The sequence below is a fragment of the bacterium genome (assembly GCA_016716565.1).
In the GTDB taxonomy this organism is placed as follows: Bacteria; Bacteroidota; Ignavibacteria; order Ignavibacteriales; family Ignavibacteriaceae; genus IGN2.
Genome location: JADJWC010000002.1, coordinates 923,722 through 940,552 on the forward strand (window position 1 = coordinate 923,722; position 16,831 = coordinate 940,552).

Genomic DNA, 16,831 nt, shown 5'->3' on the forward strand with positions numbered 1-16,831 from the left:
CTATTTAAGCTCTTCGTATTTTTTTATCAGTTCTCGTTCTATCTGAATAAACTCTTTTAATTCCTGCTCAATTCTTTCCTTTTTCAGGAAAGTATTTTTTGCATTCGATTCAGCTGCATTAATTATTGTATCAGCAGTTAATCTTGCTTCTTTTATTAAAAGTTCAGCTTCTTTTTTTGTGTCCGGGGCAGTCGCTTCAAATATTTTAACTTTCTCTCTAAGGACTAATGCTTCCTTTTCACCACTTACAATTTCCTGGATTGCCATTCCAAAAATTCCCATTGCACCCAAAGTAATGTTCCTCAAACTGAAAAGAACAAGATTCTCTGCAAGCAACTCAAATGTTCCAAAGTATTCATTAAAGAAAACAATAATAGCAATACTCAGTATTGTCACAGCTACGATTACAGCAAATACAATCCTTCCGCCGCGCTGCCAACCGATTGTTCTGTTGATATACCAGCCGCAAGCAAAACATAAAATCGAAAGAACAAACCATACTGCAAAATTTCTGTCTCCGAAATTAAATAAGGATGTATTCAGAAAATTTGAGGTGAAGATTAGCAAACCAAGCAGTAATGGTATACTGTAAGAGCTAATAAATTTTTTCATTTCAGCCTCTTAATTATTTCTTTCATAATTAATGTCATTTTCGGTTCTGCCTGCATTGCTGCTGCGATAATCTCCTCAACATTAACGGGCTTGAGAGAATCAGGAAAACATTCATCAGTTACAATGCTGATTCCGAGCACTTTCATTCCCATATGATTCGCAACTATATTCTCTGGGATGGTTGACATTCCAACTACATCTGCACCTGTCGCTCTCAGAAATCTGTATTCGGCTCTTGTTTCAAGGTTTGGTCCGGGTACAGCAACGTAAACTCCTTTTTGAACTTTTATTTGATTTTCCAATGCGATTTTTTCTGCCAATGCAATCAACTCAAAATTGTACGGCTCACTCATATCAGGAAATCTTGGTCCGAGTTCATCTTCATTTTTGCCGATGAGAGGATTATCGCCAAGCATATTTATATGATCAACCATAATCATCACATCGCCTTTTCGGTACTGAGGATTCATTCCTCCGCAAGCATTTGAAACAAGCAAAGTTTCAACTCCTAAAAATTTCATCACGCGAACCGGATAAGTAATCTGCTGCATCGAATATCCTTCATAAAAATGAAAGCGTCCCTGCATCGCAACAACATTCTTTCCGTTGATTGTTCCGAATATCAGCTTTCCGTGATGTGATTCAACTGTTGAGATCGGAAAATGCGGAAGGTCTTCATAATCAATTTGATGCTTGACATTAATTTCATTCACAAGTCCGCCCAGACCGGTGCCGAGAATAATTCCAATCGAATATTTCTCTGAAGTATGCTTTCTGATAACTTCCAGAGTTTCATCAATATTTGAAATCAGCTTGCCCATTTTTTATAAGAGTTTATCTACAATTCCGTCAACGTCAATGTCTAGCTTTTGCGGTTTTTCCTTGACCACCGGTTTCTTCGGTTCCTGTCCGGCATCTTTTACTTTTCCTTCAAGAAGATTTGCCTGCGAGCCTACAATTGCTTTTAATCTTGCAATTATCAAATCCTTTTCCTCACGTAAAACCATAATAGCATTCTGCAATTGATTTGCTTTTTCTTCTGCATTCTGAATAACCTGCGATGCTTTTATTTCCGCTTCCTTAATTATAACTGCAGATTGCTTCTTCGCTGCTTCAATTGTCTGTGCAGAAGCTTCCTCTGTTTTTAAAATTTTTTCCTGAAGTTTTTGCTCTATCCTGTGAAAATTATCGAGCTCACTCTTGAGTCTATTCACTTCATTCTGCAGCTGTTCATTTTCATTGAGAAGTTCTTCAATATCGGTTGATAATTTTTCGAGGAATGCCTGCACTTCCTCAACATTATAACCTCTCATTGATTTTTCAAATTCCTGTTTTTTGATCAGGATCGGTGAAAGCTTCATGACTGCCTCCAGTCTTTTGTTGTGTCTCTTTGACCAAAGATTGCGGAACCAATCCTCAGCATAGTTGCTCCTTCTTCAATTGCAATTTCATAATCGTTTGTCATCCCCATTGAAAGTTCTTTGAGGTCAAAACCATTTTTATTTATTTTCTCTTTTAAGTTACGCAAATCAGCGAAACTTTTTCTGATTATCTTTTCATCTTCAGTAAACGCTGCCATTGTCATTAGTCCAACCAGCTCGACATTCGGAAGATTTGAACAGTGCTTCACAAGTTTCAGTACTTCCTCTTCATCACTTAATCCGGATTTTGTTTCTTCGGAGGATGTTTTAACTTCCAATAAAATCTTCTGAACCTTGTTTAACTTATTTGCTTCTTTATTTATTTCATCAACGAGAGAAGCCGAATCAACTGAATGAATATATGCCGCAGCTCTTACGGCGTACTTAACTTTGTTCCTCTGGAGATTACCGATGAAATGCCAGGTTACTTTATCACCGACTATTTCATATTTATCTCTCAGCTCCTGAGCCTTGTTCTCACCAAAATCAGTAATACCGAGCCGATGAGCTTCGGTTATTGCATCTATCCCGAAAAACTTGGAAACTGCGATTAGCCTGATTTCTTGCGAATTTCGCTTAAATTCATCACATTTGGCAGCTATTCGATCCCTGAGATGCCTTATATTTTGTGCAATCATAAAATTTTTAAGGCTGTGAATGTATATTATTCGGCATCAAAAATCAATCTAAATGAAGGAAAAATTATTCGGCAAATAATTCACTCAACTTTTCTATAAGTGAATAAGATTCAGTTCAATTAATCACACAATATCATTATCCGTTTTTGTAATTTTCAATGTCATTTTCTTAAAAATATGGAGACATTATGGAAATTAAGTTGCTAAATGAGATAAAGGAAAAAGCATCAAAGGCAAGAAAGACAATTATCCTTCCTGAATCCCACGATGAACGAGTCCTCAAGGCAGCGGAGAAACTAACAAATGAAAAAACCGTTTCAGTAATTACTCTCGGTGATGAAGACCGGATTCACAAAGATGCAAAGCGTCTGGATGTTGATTTGACAGGAGTAAGAATCATCAATCCAACAACATCAGACAAGCTGAGCGACTTTACAAATATTTTCTTCAACCTTCGCAAGCACAAAGGTGTAACAATCGAACAGGCTCGAAGTACTGTTCAGCAGGATTTGTTTTTTGCTGCGATGATGGTAAAAGAAAATATGGTTGATGCCAGCGTTGCAGGTTCAGCTTCTGCAACTGCGGATGTAATGCGAGCAGGAATTCAGTGCATCGGAATGCCGGAAGGAATTTCAATTGTATCAAGCTTCTTCCTGATGCTTTTCCCGGATAAAAATTATTCTTTTGCAGATAGCGCCGTTGTTCCCGATCCTGATGAAAAGCAGCTGGCAGATATTGCAATTTCTACTGCTGATAACCACAGAAAGCTTACCGGTGAAGAACCGTTTATTGCGATGCTTTCCTTCTCAACAAAAGGAAGTGCAAAGCATGAAGCAGTTGATAAAGTATTAAATGCAACTGCAATCATTCGTTCAAAAAGACCGGACCTGAATGTTGACGGTGAATTGCAATTCGATGCGGCCGTCATTGAATCAATCGGAAAGAAGAAAGCACCAGGCAGTAATGTTGCCGGTAGAGCAAATGTCCTGATTTTCCCTGATTTAAATTCAGGAAATATCGGTTACAAAATTGCACAACGATGGGGTAAAGCAGAAGCTGTCGGTCCAATGGTTCAGGGATTGAAAAAACCATTTTTCGATTTGAGCCGCGGCTGCAGTGTTGAGGATATAGCAAACACAGCGGCTATTGCTGCGTTGATGAGTTGAGGACGGCCTCCCCCTTCCCCCTCCGAAGGAGGGGGTTTTTGTATGTTCAAAACCAATTTCGTATCACAGGTCTCAAGACCTGTGCCTCGTATTACTAAGCGCAGGACTGGAGTCCCGCGCTACGTTGTTTCATAAAATTAACTATAATATTTTGTCAAAGGATGAACATTATTTTTTTGACATTATTTGCATTTATAATTAATATCCCTTTCGGGTACTGGCGGGCGAATGTGAGAAGATATTCGCTTCAGTTTTTTCTGGCAATTCATTTTCCGGTTGCATTAATTATTTTATTTCGGTTTTTTACTGATATTGGATTCGAGGTCGAAACACTTTTCTTTACTGTACCGGCATTCTTCCTGGGACAGTTTGCTGGTTCAAAAATTTATTTATTTCGGAAGTTAAGAGCAGCAGTTCCGCTTACTTCCTGCCTGGTTATGGATCTTGTTCGATCAATTTCTGAATGAAGATTTTTTTCTAAAAAAATATTTTCAAATTACTCATTTATCGGATTAAAGATAATTACAGGAACTTGGAGCAGAGAGAGATTACCAGTGATTTTTAAAAATTCTTCAAACTTTTCTTTCGGTTGATTGTTTTTCTTTAGAAAACTTTTCTGTTCAATTGAAATCAATCCATCCGCATACAAATAATAACCTTCAATTTTTCCAAACTCATTATCAAAATTAACATTTTCAATTTTCTTTAGTACTTCCCATTCTTTGGGGAAGTTTATTTTAATATTTTTTTGAAAGAGCTGATCAAAATATATAACAATTGGGTTTACTCTTTCCTTAGGATCCAGACGCTTCTTAAATTTTGATGAGGGTGAAAGTAATCCACCAGTTTGGAAAAGAATTTCTTCGGGTGTAAGTGTAACAAGATTATTTATTGTGTATTCAATTTTTATTTTTAGTGGTTCACTGGTATTCTCCATGTTAACAATTTCGTGACTCAATACATCGATGTTTCCTTCAGTGTAAGTTAATATATCCCTGATATCCTTTTCGATCTCTTTTTCTTTTCTTTCATCAAAATATTCTCTCAGTTCATAACCAAAATCACCATAAGCAGTTTTTACTTCCTTCACATTTAGCAATCCATCGGGAGTGATAGTTATATTATAATCTTCAGAAATAATATTGTTAGTAACAGTATCAAGAGGAATCTTCCAATATGTTCCGTGAACTTTTTCATTATTGGATATTATTAAAGCAGGTTGCTCTTGTAAATCATCAGGTAAATAGCCTATCGGAAGATATTTGTAATAAGGTATTACTATATAGTAAACATCATCGATCTTTGCTCTAATAGCGGGTATTTGAAATTGATCATAAGATACAAAATCATAATCGAGATATCCTGTACGGGCAGAGTGTATCAACAGATAATCAACTTCCAGATCAGCCTCACTTAGCATTGCCTCGGTAAGTCCGCATATTTCATAGATACTACCTTTCCTGTCACGAAGAACAGTTCCAAATTTTCTATCTTTATTATCTTCAGCAACGGTAATATTTTTTTGAATAAAGTTGACGATAGTATCTAATTTTGATAAAGGACTCTCAAGATCTTCAGTAAGTTCGTCTGATTTGCCTCCTGCTTTATTTGATAAGAAACTCTCTTTATTCATAGAGTAATCTTTAAATTCATCTGCAATTTCGATCCAGTCTTTGTAAATTTCTATTGGATATACCAGATCAATTAAAGTGAAATTGATTCTGAGATATTTGGCTACCTCATAAAAGAATGGGGCAAATGGCTCGGGTGTAATTGGTGGGATATTCTCTGCATTATATGACAGTATAGTTTTCTTCTCTTCTTTATTATTAGTTACTGTGTAGTCAATATCAGTACCGACGGCAACTTTTTTTGTCTTTATTTTCCACCAGTCAGGATAAGCAAATTCTAAAAAAAGCCTCTCACAAGGCATTTCATATTGCAATTCAATGAAGTAATTCAATGGACCTCCGTAATATGATAGATCCAGTCCGTATTCAATCATCGTTCCTTTTCTCACATCAGGAATGGCAAATTTGTAGTTAATGTTACCTTCATAATCCTTTTCGGCGATCAGACTTTTTTTATCATATCGTTTAATGCTTCTGTCTGGAGATATGGTTACAAGGTAATAACTATTAATTACCGCATTCTGCGAAAGCGTTGTATTTATTGTAGTCAATTTTTCATTATCGGGATTAATGACTAAATACTTCACCGAATATATTCTATGATATTTCCATTCACCCCCCCGACTGAACAATGGATTACCTTTTGTTGCAGAATGCTCGTATATATCTTTAATATTAAGATATACTCCATCGTATTTTGAGTATTTATTTATCAATGTATCAATGTTTATTGAAGTAGAAGCAAGCTCCGAATCGGTTGGAGCAGTTTGTATTGAAGTTAGACGTTTTGAAACAGTACAACTCGTTAACAAGTAAAGTGAAATTAATAAACTGAGGAAGGTGCTTATATTAAATTTCATTATTTAGCCTTAAGAATAAACATATTAGGTTTATTTATTAGATAACTATCATAAAAATTAATAAACTCTTTTTTTTGTTGATTGTTCAACTTTTTTTCTTCTATAGCTAATGAATAAGATATTAACAATTTGTTATTATCAAATTCACGTATCCTTGATTTAAATAATGTTAATTCTTCTTTATCTGATAGATAAAGAGAATCGGGCTCAAATGAATAATTTTGGTTATCCAGAATAATATTTAACTCCATCGAAATTCTCTCGGGCAAATAGAAACTCAATGAATCTTTGGCCCTTTCCAGAACATCTCTATCGAGAAAAAGAAAAGGTACTTTGGGAATATATTTTTTTGAAGCAGATGAAATGACAAATTCAGATAAATCAGCATCAGTACTAAATGTTAATGAATTCTCTGTCTCAAACTGTTCGGTAAAATAATCCAATGAAATTTTATATAAGTTCTTAAGCACAATTGCTGAAAGAAAATTTTCTAATTTTGCACCACTCAAGTCATTAATTGCATGCTTCGCATAGGAAAAGTAATCATTGTGCAATGTTATAATTGCTTTTGCTGTTCCGAGCGAATCAGATGATGCATAAATGTTTATTACGAAAGAAGGTTCCTGGACCGGTGCTTTAATCTTTTGCAATGTTGGATTGTCTGAATCTAATATAAATGCATCTCTGCCAATATTGTAATCGGGCAAGTTGCCAAATTCACAATACTTTGCAGTTGGATCAAAAAATATGGTTTCGTTGTTTATTGTACTCGAACAAATAACATGATCGAATTTATCTATATAAATATATTTATTGCCGACAGCCGTTTCTTTAGTCACCAAAGTCATGTTTATATCAATCCCATGTTCACGTGCTATGGCTGACATTAACGAAGCCCTTTCTTTGCAATCAGCATATCCGCGAGCTAATACTACTGATGGCATACGAGGTACAATTGAATTTTTTCCCTGTTCTTCTGCTATATATCTGAAATTTTCCCTTACAAAATTGTAAATAGTTTTAATCTTCTCTGTTTGTGTAGAACATGCAGAAATTTCTTTTGAAAGAATTTGTTTATCTTTTTGTTCTAATTCTGGATTTATCGATGTTAAAGAAGAATACCAATCAACAAATTCATCGGGTGTAACATTATTTATGCTGGTTCCCTGTTTCTGAAGGTCAATGAAAATAAAAAGCAAGTAATCGTTAAATGGAAAATAATTTAATTTATTTGAGGGTTTAATATTGGCTATTTCGAAGATTGTTTCGTCGGTGTCAACGTACTTCACGTCAAACGGATACTCTTGAAATATTCCTTGAACATTAAATATTGGCTTGATATCATCCGGATGAGAGAATATTAATTTAACTGATTCATATTCATAGTTATTGTTTAACCAAACTAACGGTAGATATGTGACATCAATATAGTCCTGTTCAAATTCATACCTCCATGATTCGCCCTTTTTTATACCTTCAGGAACGCTGAAATAATATAATTTCCCTCCGGAAATAAAAATATCTTCATCTTCAGGAATTACATAAGGAATATTTCTTTTATAAAACATAACCGATCTGGATCGCACCTCGATACTGTTAGTCTCATTAAAATAATTCTCGTAAATAATAAAATCTTTGGAATCAGTATCTGTTTCCGTAAGCCTGGTAAGAATATTCTTTTCTAAATATGTGAATTTATATTTACCATCTTCTATATCATCGATGTCAATTTCTATAGATTTACTTATAGAGAAATCAGCATCCTGTGGGAAGAAAGTAGCAGATAGGAAAAAGAATAGCGAAATAGCAGTTACATAAAAAATCATATCAAATGTTTTTTATTTCTCATTCTAAAATAATCTTTAATTATGTCAATGCAAATCACTCTTACATAAAAATGAACTATTACCAGTAAAATGGTATTTTGAAAAATCCATCTCTGTATTAAATTAAATTCAAAATATTATTTGATAATTATTAACAGTGAACAACTAATGAAAAAAATATATCCATATCTTGTTTTAATTCATATATTTTGTGTAATCCAATTATTTCCACAAAAACAAGAAAGTAATAAAATGCAATCAGATATAAATAATATTGAAGTAAAAGATATGTCTGGTAAGACCATTAGCCTTTCAGATTATAACGGAAAAGTCTTGATGATAGTCAACGTTGCAAGTGAATGCGGCTACACAAAACAGTACGCCGGTTTGCAGGAAATTTTTGAAAAATATAATCCACAGGGATTTGAAATACTTGCTTTCCCATGTAATGATTTCGGCGGACAGGAACCCGGCACAAATGAACAGATCAAGAATTTCTGCGGCTCAAAATTTGGAGTGACATTTAAATTGTTTGACAAAATAAAAGTGCTTGGCGCCGATAAATCACCGCTTTATGAAAGATTGATTAATAATGCCGTTACAGAGAAAGGTGACGTCAAGTGGAACTTTGAAAAGTTTATTATCTCGAAGGATGGAAAAATTGTGAACAGGTTTAGAACCAAAGTTGAGCCGACAAGTGATGAAGTAATTTCTGCGATTGAGAGAGAGTTAAAAAAGTAGTTGCTATTTAGTATTAAGATTCCGGACAAGTTCACCATTCGTGAACTTTCCGGAATGACATTTTAAACTATTATCTCCCCAATTCCTGTTTTACAAAAAGCTTTGTTCCGATAACATCTTTGTGTTCAAGATTCAACGTGCTGCCGATAATTTTGATGAGCCTGTCTTCGTGACTATCCAGCTTGCCGTCTTCATAAATTATCCGCCAGAGATTTTTCAACAATTCAATTTTTTCTGCTTGTGAAAAAGTTTCATTGATAACTGACGTGAACTCATAAACGCTGATGCTGTCTTTGACTTTTTGTTCAGAAAGTGTCAGTAGTTCACCCACACATTCATCGTCGAGATCGAAATCTTTTTTCATCAGGTTGATTATTCTTTTTCTTTCATCTTCCGAAAAATCTCCATCAGCTTTTGCTACTTCAACGAGTAAAGCAGCGGTCGCAACCCGATATTTTTTGTTGGGGGATTTGGAAGTTTCAATTTTTTGTAATTGAACTATTTGTTCTTCTTTCTCTGCGGAAAGAATTTTTCTTAAATATTCAAACATATTATACTTCTTATTTAGTGTTTTTATTCGGTTGGATCACCTGTGTCATTCCCGCAAGTCAACAAAGTTGACGCGTCGGGAATCTGAGTTTTATGTAGCCACGGAATTCTGGACTCTCCCGCCTAAAGTCGGGATTGCCAGAATGACAAGCCAACTAATTTTTAATCTTGACTATTCAATTCTGAAAGCAAGTTTGGAAGATCTAATGCTTTGGTAAACATCACAACATTACCCTCTTCATCAACTGGCCATTCTTCCTGCGGTCTGTCGCAGTAAAGTTCAATTCCGTTTCCATCAGGGTCTTTTAAGTAAATCGATTCTGAAACTCCATGATCAGATGCACCCTCGATCGGATATTTATTCTCCCACAAAACTTTGAAAGCTTTTGCAAGCTCTTCCCTGCTAGGATAAAGTATGGCAAAGTGATAAAGTCCGGTGTGACCTGCGGGCGGAGCAACAGCATTTTCACCGGCCCAGGTATTCAAACCAATGTGATGATGATAATTTCCTGAAGATAAAAAAATTGCTGAGTCGCCAAACTTTGCTGTAACAGAAAATCCGAGCATCTCAGTGTAAAACTTAACGGCTCTTTCCAGATTTCCTACTGTTAAATGAATATGTCCTATTCTCGCTTTTGGATGTATTTCGTAGCTCATTATTTTTTTCTTGATTATGTTTGATTGATTTTAACCGGTTCAACTTTCCAGATTTTTTCTGCGTACTCACGGATTGAACGGTCGCTAGAAAATTTCCCTACTCTTGCAACATTCAGTATTGCTTTCTTTGTCCACTCATCCTGATTTAAATACAATTTACTTACTTGATCCTGTGCATCCATGTAAGATTGATAATCAGCAAAGAGACAGTAGTAATCCACGCCCATTAAACTATCTATTATCGGCTTAAATATTCCCGGCTCATTTTTGCTAAAGAAATCAGAAGCAATCATATCAACTACCCTTTTAAGCATCGGGTTAGATTCATAGTATGTCCGAGGATTATATCCGCTGCTTTTTAATTTCACAACCTCATCAGCGAGTAATCCAAAAATAAAAATATTTTCTTCACCGACCTCTTCGCGGATTTCGATATTCGCTCCGTCCATTGTTCCGATCGTTAATGCACCGTTAAGAGTAAACTTCATATTTCCGGTTCCTGAAGCTTCCAGTCCAGCCATAGAAATCTGTTCGGAGAGATCAGCAGCGGGAATTATTTTTTCTGCAAGTGTTACCGAATAATTCGGAATGAATGCTACTTTCAGTTTATCGCCAACCTCCGTATCATTATTTATAATCGATGCTACAGAATTTATCAGCTTGATGATAAGCTTTGCCATTTGGTACGCTGGGGCAGCTTTGCCGGCAAAGATTATTGTTCTCGGAACCATTTCAATTTTCGGGTTGTCTTTTATTCTATTGTAAAGAGTAATGACATGAAGAACATTCAGGAGCTGGCGCTTATACTCGTGAAATCTTTTTATCTGCACATCGAACATTGATTCAGGATTAATTATTATTCCGTTATTATCTTCAATCAAATCAATTAATAATTTTTTTGTAAGCCATTTTGCACTTCTAAACGCTTCTCTGAACTCAGGCTGTTCGGCAAATTGTTCGAGCTTTTTTAAATCATTTAAATCATAAACCCAGTTCTCACCAATCCGTTCACTTATAATATTTGAAAGGAATGGATTCGCTGTCTTCAACCACCTTCTTGGTGCAATTCCGTTTGTTATATTGATAAACTTTCCGGGAAATATTTTATGAAAGTGTGAGAAGATCCTGGTTTTAAGAATTTCTGTGTGAAGTGCTGCAACTCCATTGACTGCATAACTTCCTACAATTGCAAGATTAGCCATCCGGACTGATTTACTTCCGCTTTCATTTATTATCGAAAGACCGGAGATAATGTTCGGATCGGTTGAATAATTCTTTTTAACATCTTCAATAAACCTTCTGTTGATTTCGTATACAATCTGCATGTGGCGCGGAAGCAGTTCTTCAAATAACTGCAAAGACCATTCTTCAAGTGCTTCCGGAACAACTGTATGATTGGTGTAGGCAAAAGTCTTGCTGGTAATGTTCCAGGCTTTTACCCAACTCATACCTTCCTGATCAATTAATATTCTCATCAGCTCGGGGATAGCAACAACAGGATGTGTATCGTTAAGCTGGATTACATTTTTCTCTGCAAACTCATCGAATGTATCGTGATTTATTTTGTACTTTCTTATAATATCCTGCAACGTGGCGGATACGAAGAAGTACTGTTGTTTTAATCTTAAAAATTTTCCCTGGACATAAGAATCGTTCGGATAAAGAACTTTTGAAATATTTTCAGAATCAGTCTTCGTTGCAACTGCAGCAACATAATCACCGGCATTAAATTCCTTAAAGCTAAATTCAGTTGCAGCTTTAGCCTGCCAGAGCCTTAAGTTATTTACAGTATTATTTTTATATCCGGGTACCGGAATGTCATAAGCAATTGCGAGAACGTCTTCAGTATCTACCCAATCAAATTTGTAAGAGCCATCCGGATTCTGAACTTTGACTGCTTTACCGTAAAACTTCACGCGATACTCAAGGTCTCTTCTCAGAATATCCCACGGATTTCCATTAAGCAGCCAGCTGTCAGGATACTCTACCTGATAACCGTTTTCAATCTCCTGCTTGAAAATTCCGTATTCGTATCTTATTCCATAACCAAATGCCGGAAACTCCTGAGTTGCCATCGAATCAAGATAACATGCAGCAAGACGACCCAAACCACCATTTCCCAAACCCATATCGTGTTCAATCTCTCTGATTTCTTCAAGGCTGTATCCATCTTCTTTTAAAATCTTATAGCACTCATCATAGTAATCCATATTAATTAATGAGTTACCAAGAAGTCTTCCCATTAAATATTCCAGTGAGAGATAGTAGACTCTTTTTGTATCTCTCTGGAAATATTGGTGCTGGGTTCGCAGCCATTTTCTCACAAGTCTGTCGCGGATCGCTAATGATAATGCAAAGTACGCATCTGAGCCGGTAGCTGTTATCCTGTCTTTGATCAGACGGAACTCTAAGTTTTCAGCAAATTGGTTTGAGAGAGAATATGAAGTTGGAGATTCAGTGTCAGTAAAGAATATTGAAGTTTTTCCGTTTAGAGATAGTTTCGGTTTATGCTTCATTAAAATCCTGATTTCTTAAAAAATAAAATTCGGGGGCTAATTTAAGATTGTGAGTAATCTTTACAAAATGATAATTAAATCCTCTAAATCTTTTTGATTAATTTACCTAAGTAAAATTTGAATGATGAGGAATTTTTATGAAAAAGACTTTAATAAAATTATTAATCTTTACTCTCGCAGCTTTAAGCATCTTACTAACAATTACTTTTTCCAGCCAATCCCAAAAAAATATTGAAACGGGTAATGTGATATTCATTCATCCCGATGGTACAGGTTTGGCAAACTGGAATGCTATGCGGGTTCTGTTCTATGGGCCTGATGGAGAAACAAACTGGGATAAACTTTCGCATATCGGTTTGTATCAGGGTCATACAAGAACTACTCTCACTTCCTCCTCTGAAGCTGGAGCGACAACACACGCCTATGGAGTCAAAGTAGAATTACTCTCTTATGGAATGGATGGAAATAAACCGTTGACTTCAAGATCGGGCAGCAACTTAAGTATAATGATGGAAGCAAAGAGTAAAGGGATTAATATCGGTATTATTAACAGCGGAAAGATTGTTGAACCCGGTACGGGTGTTTTTGTTGCAAGTGATGATTCAAGAGCGCACGAGGATGTAATTTCAAAAAAAATAATTGAATCCGGTGCTGATCTTATTTTTTCCGGTGGTGAAGAAAATTTATTACCATTGGGAGTTGAAGGAAAATTCGGACCCGGCAAAAGAAAAGACGGAGTTAATGTTATTGAATTAGCCAAACAGCTCGGTTACGAAGTGATTTACACAAGAGAAGAGTTATTTTCTATTTCAAATGATACAAAAAAAATACTGGGACTTTTTGCACGCAGTCACACATTCAATGATAAATCAGAAGAAGAACTCATTGAAGCGGGATTAGAAAATTATCAGCCTGAGGCTCCGACTTTAGCCGAGATGACGGATGCAGCAATAAAATTTTTATCATCTAAAGAAGGCAATTTCTTTCTTGTTATTGAAGAAGAAGGAACCGATAACTTTGGTAATGCAAATAATGCTAATGGATATTTCGAGGCTATTAAACGCGCAGATGATGCAATTGGAGTTGCATTAAATTTCTATTCAAAAAATCCCAACACATTAATTATTACCGCAGCCGATAGTGAAGCCGGCGGAATGGAAATTTATGGCTTCCTCGAGAAAGATATGAGGCTTGATCTGCCACTACCTGCAAACGCTCATAACGGTGCACCACTCGATGGAGTAAATGGGACGGGCACAAAACCATTTTTAACTGCTGAAGATAAAAACGGAAATCAATTTCAGTTTGCCGTTGCCTGGTCAACTAATGATGATGTTTACGGTTCGGTCGTAGCAAAAGCAGAAGGACTAAACTCTGATTTAATGAAAGGAAAAATAGATAACACAGAAATTTACAGAATTATGTACACCACTCTGTTCGGTAAAATCCTTGACTGATTTATTCAGCGCTTAAGTACGCTGTCGCTTCGATTTCCACAACAAAATTAGGATCGATCAGGGATTTTACTTCAACCATTGTTGTAACTGGTTTTATGTTTTTAAAAAACTCACCATGTGCCCTGCCAACAGAATCCCAATCTTTGATATTGGTAACATAAATTCTTGTCCTTACAACATCATTCAATGAAGCGCCGGCATCGTTCAACGCTTTTTCAATTTTTTGAATGATAAACTTTGTCTGCTGATAAGGATCGCCCGGAGCAATAATTTTCTCGCGGTCAATAGCTGCTGTACCTGATACTTCAATCAGCTTCCCAATTCGTACCGCTCTGGAATAACCGATTTTATCCTCCCACGGTGTACCGCTTGTAATACTTATTCTTTTTTCCATTTTACCCTCTAGATTTTTCCCAAAAGATATTTTTTCCTTTTTGATTCCGGAAACTTCTCTATAGCGTACCTGAGCATTGTACGCGGCATTTTTTTATAGTACAACTTTAAAAAGTTTTCTTCTGTTTTCAAATCTCTTTTACCAATTTCTCTCAGCATCCAACCGACTGCTTTGTGTATTAAATCGTGTTTATCATCTACGAGCAATTTGGCAATCTCTAATGTGGTTTGAAAATCATTATTTCTGATGAACTCATATGTTGATAGGACCGCAATTCGCTTTTCCCATAGATTTTTGGATAACGCAAATTTAAATAATAAACCCCTGTCTTTTTTCAACAGGTGTTTCCCCATTATTTTGGGTGCCGAAAGATCAACAAGATCCCAATTGTTAATCCCCTTTCTGTTTTTCAGATAGAATGAAAATATCTTTTCTTTTTCTATGTCACTACTTTTCTCATATTTATCAACGAGTATGAAAAGTGAAATGAGTCTTTCTTCATGAATCTTTGATTCAAGTAAAATTTTAAGTTCGGATAATTCTAAATTTATAAACTCACGTGCGATTTTCCGCTGAATTGGGACTTTGAGACCTGCAAAAATATCACCCTCACCATATTCTCCTTCTCCCGTTTTAAAAAACCATTGCATCGTTTCTGACACTTCGGGACTTGCGAGTGATTTTATTTTCTTCCTTAATTCTGCTATCTGTTTACTCATTTTACTTTTATGCAGTTAGTGATATTTATATAAAATTCATTAAACAACAATTAAAAAATAGTAAAGATGGAAGAACTTTTGTAAAGGATGGATTTAATTATCCTGTAGAGAACTCGGAAGGATATCAGTGGACAGCGATCTTTTTTATAAGAGAGACAAGCTCGCCTTTTGCAAATGGTTTGACCAGGAATTCATCTGCGCCGGCTTTTCGAAATTGCTGAATTTTTTCCTGCAGAAATTCACTTGATAATATTACGATTGGAACTTTTGTGCTTTTATCTTTTCTGACATTGCGAACAATCTCAAGTCCCCTGTTCCAGTAATTAATCGCTACATCAAAAATTATAGCACTGAATATTTGTTCTTTCATCAATCCCGAATTAAAATCCTGGGAGGATAAAAGTTTCACTTCGAAGTTATCTTTTAGGAATGCTTTTATTAGTGGATAAGAATCACCACTATCGTCTAGCATCAAAATTTTGGATACGCCATTACTTCTCTCTGAAGGCAATTTGCTTTTTTCTTTTCTCGATACTTTGGCAAGTGGTAATGTAAAAGTAAAAGTGCTGCCTACACCCTTGATACTGTCGACTATAAGTGAGCCGCCCATTTTTTCAATATATCTTTTTGAAATTGCCAATCCAAGGCCATTACCTTCAAAGTTTCTGCCTATATCAAGCTCTTCCTGACTAAAAGGTCTATATAAGTGGTCAAGATACTCTGTAGAGATTCCCACTCCTGTATCTTTAATTTTACAAACGGCTAATTCTCTATCGGCAAATGTCTGTACTTCAACCTCTATATATCCCTGCCGCGTGAATTTAATTGCATTGTCAGTAAGATTATTTATCACAGCTTCAACAGATTGCTGATCGACCTCAACATAAATATTATCATCAGAGATCTTTATAGTAAAATCAAGTTTCTTTTCAGCAGCTTTTATTTTAAATGGCTCCAAGCAATTTTTAATTATATGAATAAGGTTCACTGTCTCGAGATTTAATTTATAATTGCCGGCTTCAATCTGTGCAAACTCAAGCATCTGGGTTATACTTTTAAATAACCGTTCACTGCCTGTATAAAGATTGTCGAGATAAATTTTATCCTCGCTGTTAATTTTTTCTTTCAGGTTTTCCTTGATGATTGTAGAATACCCAAGTATAATATTCAACGGTGTTCTAAGTTCGTGTGATAGAACATTTAAAAAGGTACTCTTCAACCTGTCTGCTTCTTTACTTGAATCTCTGGCCTTTCGCACTTCTTCTTCAGCTAACAGAACATCTGTCTGGTCTTCATAGAAAAATACGATATATGATTTGTCATCAAGATTGAGAGGGAAAATTGTTGTCTTTAAAATAGGAACCGCTTTGTCGGAACCGAGCAGTCTTGTATCGACATAGTTTTGAATCTGCGCGGGCTTTTGCTGCTTACGGACATTACTGATTTTTTTGACGATTTCTCTTTTATGGAGTTCTTTGTCAGTTGCATATGAGTATCCATCCAGTTCGTTGATCGTATAGCCCCATCTCTTTGAGAATGCTTTGTTAATATAGATAACAAAACCGTTTTCATCGAATACTTCTACGGGAAAAGGTAAAGCATCGTAATACAGTTCAAAATATTTACTGCTATTCGACTGCAAGA

At 35.7% G+C, this 16,831-nt stretch carries 16 protein-coding genes; 4 read left to right on the top strand and 12 right to left on the bottom strand.

Features of this window, described 5'->3' with window-relative positions; all coding sequences use genetic code 11:
• The 4 genes from IPM14_11010 to IPM14_11025 are packed head-to-tail and all read right to left on the bottom strand — an operon-like array spanning position 1 to position 2,671.
• Complete coding sequence (locus tag IPM14_11010) at positions 1–612, bottom strand: hypothetical protein (protein ID MBK9098620.1); 612 nt, start codon at positions 610–612, stop codon at positions 1–3.
• Positions 609–1,433 carry a purine-nucleoside phosphorylase gene (locus IPM14_11015; protein MBK9098621.1) on the bottom strand — a complete coding sequence of 275 codons (825 nt, stop codon included), beginning with the start codon at positions 1,431–1,433 and terminating at the stop codon, positions 609–611. Before IPM14_11015 ends, IPM14_11010 begins: the two co-directional genes overlap by 4 nt.
• Before the next feature lie 3 nt (positions 1,434–1,436).
• A complete protein-coding gene (locus IPM14_11020; protein ID MBK9098622.1) occupies positions 1,437–1,973 on the bottom strand; it encodes a DivIVA domain-containing protein in 537 nt (178 codons plus the stop codon).
• Entirely contained in the window at positions 1,970–2,671 is a 702-nt protein-coding gene (locus IPM14_11025; GenBank protein MBK9098623.1) for a YggS family pyridoxal phosphate-dependent enzyme, read from the bottom strand. The genes IPM14_11020 and IPM14_11025 overlap by 4 nt, the downstream gene beginning before the upstream one ends.
• A 188-nt stretch (positions 2,672–2,859) precedes the next feature.
• On the opposite strand from IPM14_11025, the gene pta reads away from it, so the two are divergent.
• Complete coding sequence (pta, locus tag IPM14_11030; protein ID MBK9098624.1) at positions 2,860–3,837, top strand: phosphate acetyltransferase; 978 nt, start codon at positions 2,860–2,862, stop codon at positions 3,835–3,837.
• 230 nt (positions 3,838–4,067) lie between these two features.
• Positions 4,068–4,304 carry a hypothetical protein gene (locus tag IPM14_11035; protein MBK9098625.1) on the top strand — a complete coding sequence of 79 codons (237 nt, stop codon included), beginning with the start codon at positions 4,068–4,070 and terminating at the stop codon, positions 4,302–4,304.
• 29 nt (positions 4,305–4,333) lie between these two features.
• Here IPM14_11035 and IPM14_11040 read toward each other — a convergent pair whose 3' ends face one another.
• Together IPM14_11040 and IPM14_11045 are read right to left on the bottom strand one after the other, a co-directional pair.
• The gene (locus IPM14_11040; GenBank protein MBK9098626.1) at positions 4,334–6,328 is read right to left on the bottom strand and encodes a hypothetical protein; all 1,995 of its coding nucleotides are present in this window, start codon (positions 6,326–6,328) and stop codon (positions 4,334–4,336) included.
• Positions 6,328–8,154: a transglutaminase domain-containing protein gene (locus IPM14_11045; GenBank protein ID MBK9098627.1), complete on the bottom strand. Its 1,827-nt coding sequence runs from the start codon at positions 8,152–8,154 to the stop codon at positions 6,328–6,330. The genes IPM14_11040 and IPM14_11045 overlap by 1 nt, the downstream gene beginning before the upstream one ends.
• 252 nt (positions 8,155–8,406) lie before the next feature.
• Here IPM14_11045 and IPM14_11050 point away from each other — a divergent pair, with 252 nt between their 5' ends.
• On the top strand, positions 8,407–8,895 hold the full coding sequence (locus IPM14_11050; GenBank protein ID MBK9098628.1) for a glutathione peroxidase: 489 nt from the start codon (positions 8,407–8,409) through the stop codon (positions 8,893–8,895).
• A gap of 70 nt (positions 8,896–8,965) precedes the next feature.
• On the opposite strand, the gene IPM14_11055 is transcribed toward IPM14_11050, so the two are convergent.
• The 3 genes from IPM14_11055 to IPM14_11065 all read right to left on the bottom strand — a co-directional run bounded on the left by IPM14_11055 (position 8,966) and on the right by IPM14_11065 (position 12,623).
• Complete coding sequence (locus IPM14_11055; protein MBK9098629.1) at positions 8,966–9,445, bottom strand: TerB family tellurite resistance protein; 480 nt, start codon at positions 9,443–9,445, stop codon at positions 8,966–8,968.
• A 161-nt stretch (positions 9,446–9,606) separates the two neighbouring features.
• Positions 9,607–10,101: a VOC family protein gene (locus tag IPM14_11060; GenBank protein ID MBK9098630.1), complete on the bottom strand. Its 495-nt coding sequence runs from the start codon at positions 10,099–10,101 to the stop codon at positions 9,607–9,609.
• Between the two features lie 14 nt (positions 10,102–10,115).
• Positions 10,116–12,623 carry a glycogen/starch/alpha-glucan phosphorylase gene (locus IPM14_11065; protein MBK9098631.1) on the bottom strand — a complete coding sequence of 836 codons (2,508 nt, stop codon included), beginning with the start codon at positions 12,621–12,623 and terminating at the stop codon, positions 10,116–10,118.
• 131 nt (positions 12,624–12,754) lie between these two features.
• Here IPM14_11065 and IPM14_11070 point away from each other — a divergent pair, with 131 nt between their 5' ends.
• A complete protein-coding gene (locus IPM14_11070) occupies positions 12,755–14,074 on the top strand; it encodes an alkaline phosphatase (GenBank protein ID MBK9098632.1) in 1,320 nt (439 codons plus the stop codon).
• A 1-nt stretch (position 14,075) separates the two neighbouring features.
• Here the strand turns inward: IPM14_11070 and IPM14_11075 are convergent, their stop codons facing one another.
• The 3 genes from IPM14_11075 to IPM14_11085 all read right to left on the bottom strand — a co-directional run bounded on the left by IPM14_11075 (position 14,076) and on the right by IPM14_11085 (position 16,829).
• Positions 14,076–14,468, bottom strand: coding sequence for a RidA family protein (locus IPM14_11075; protein ID MBK9098633.1), 393 nt, complete (start codon positions 14,466–14,468; stop codon positions 14,076–14,078).
• An 8-nt stretch (positions 14,469–14,476) separates the two neighbouring features.
• Entirely contained in the window at positions 14,477–15,187 is a 711-nt protein-coding gene (locus IPM14_11080) for a DNA alkylation repair protein (GenBank protein MBK9098634.1), read from the bottom strand.
• A gap of 124 nt (positions 15,188–15,311) precedes the next feature.
• Positions 15,312–16,829, bottom strand: a complete 1,518-nt coding sequence (locus tag IPM14_11085) for a response regulator (protein ID MBK9098635.1) — start codon at positions 16,827–16,829, stop codon at positions 15,312–15,314.
• Positions 16,830–16,831 lie beyond the last annotated feature (2 nt).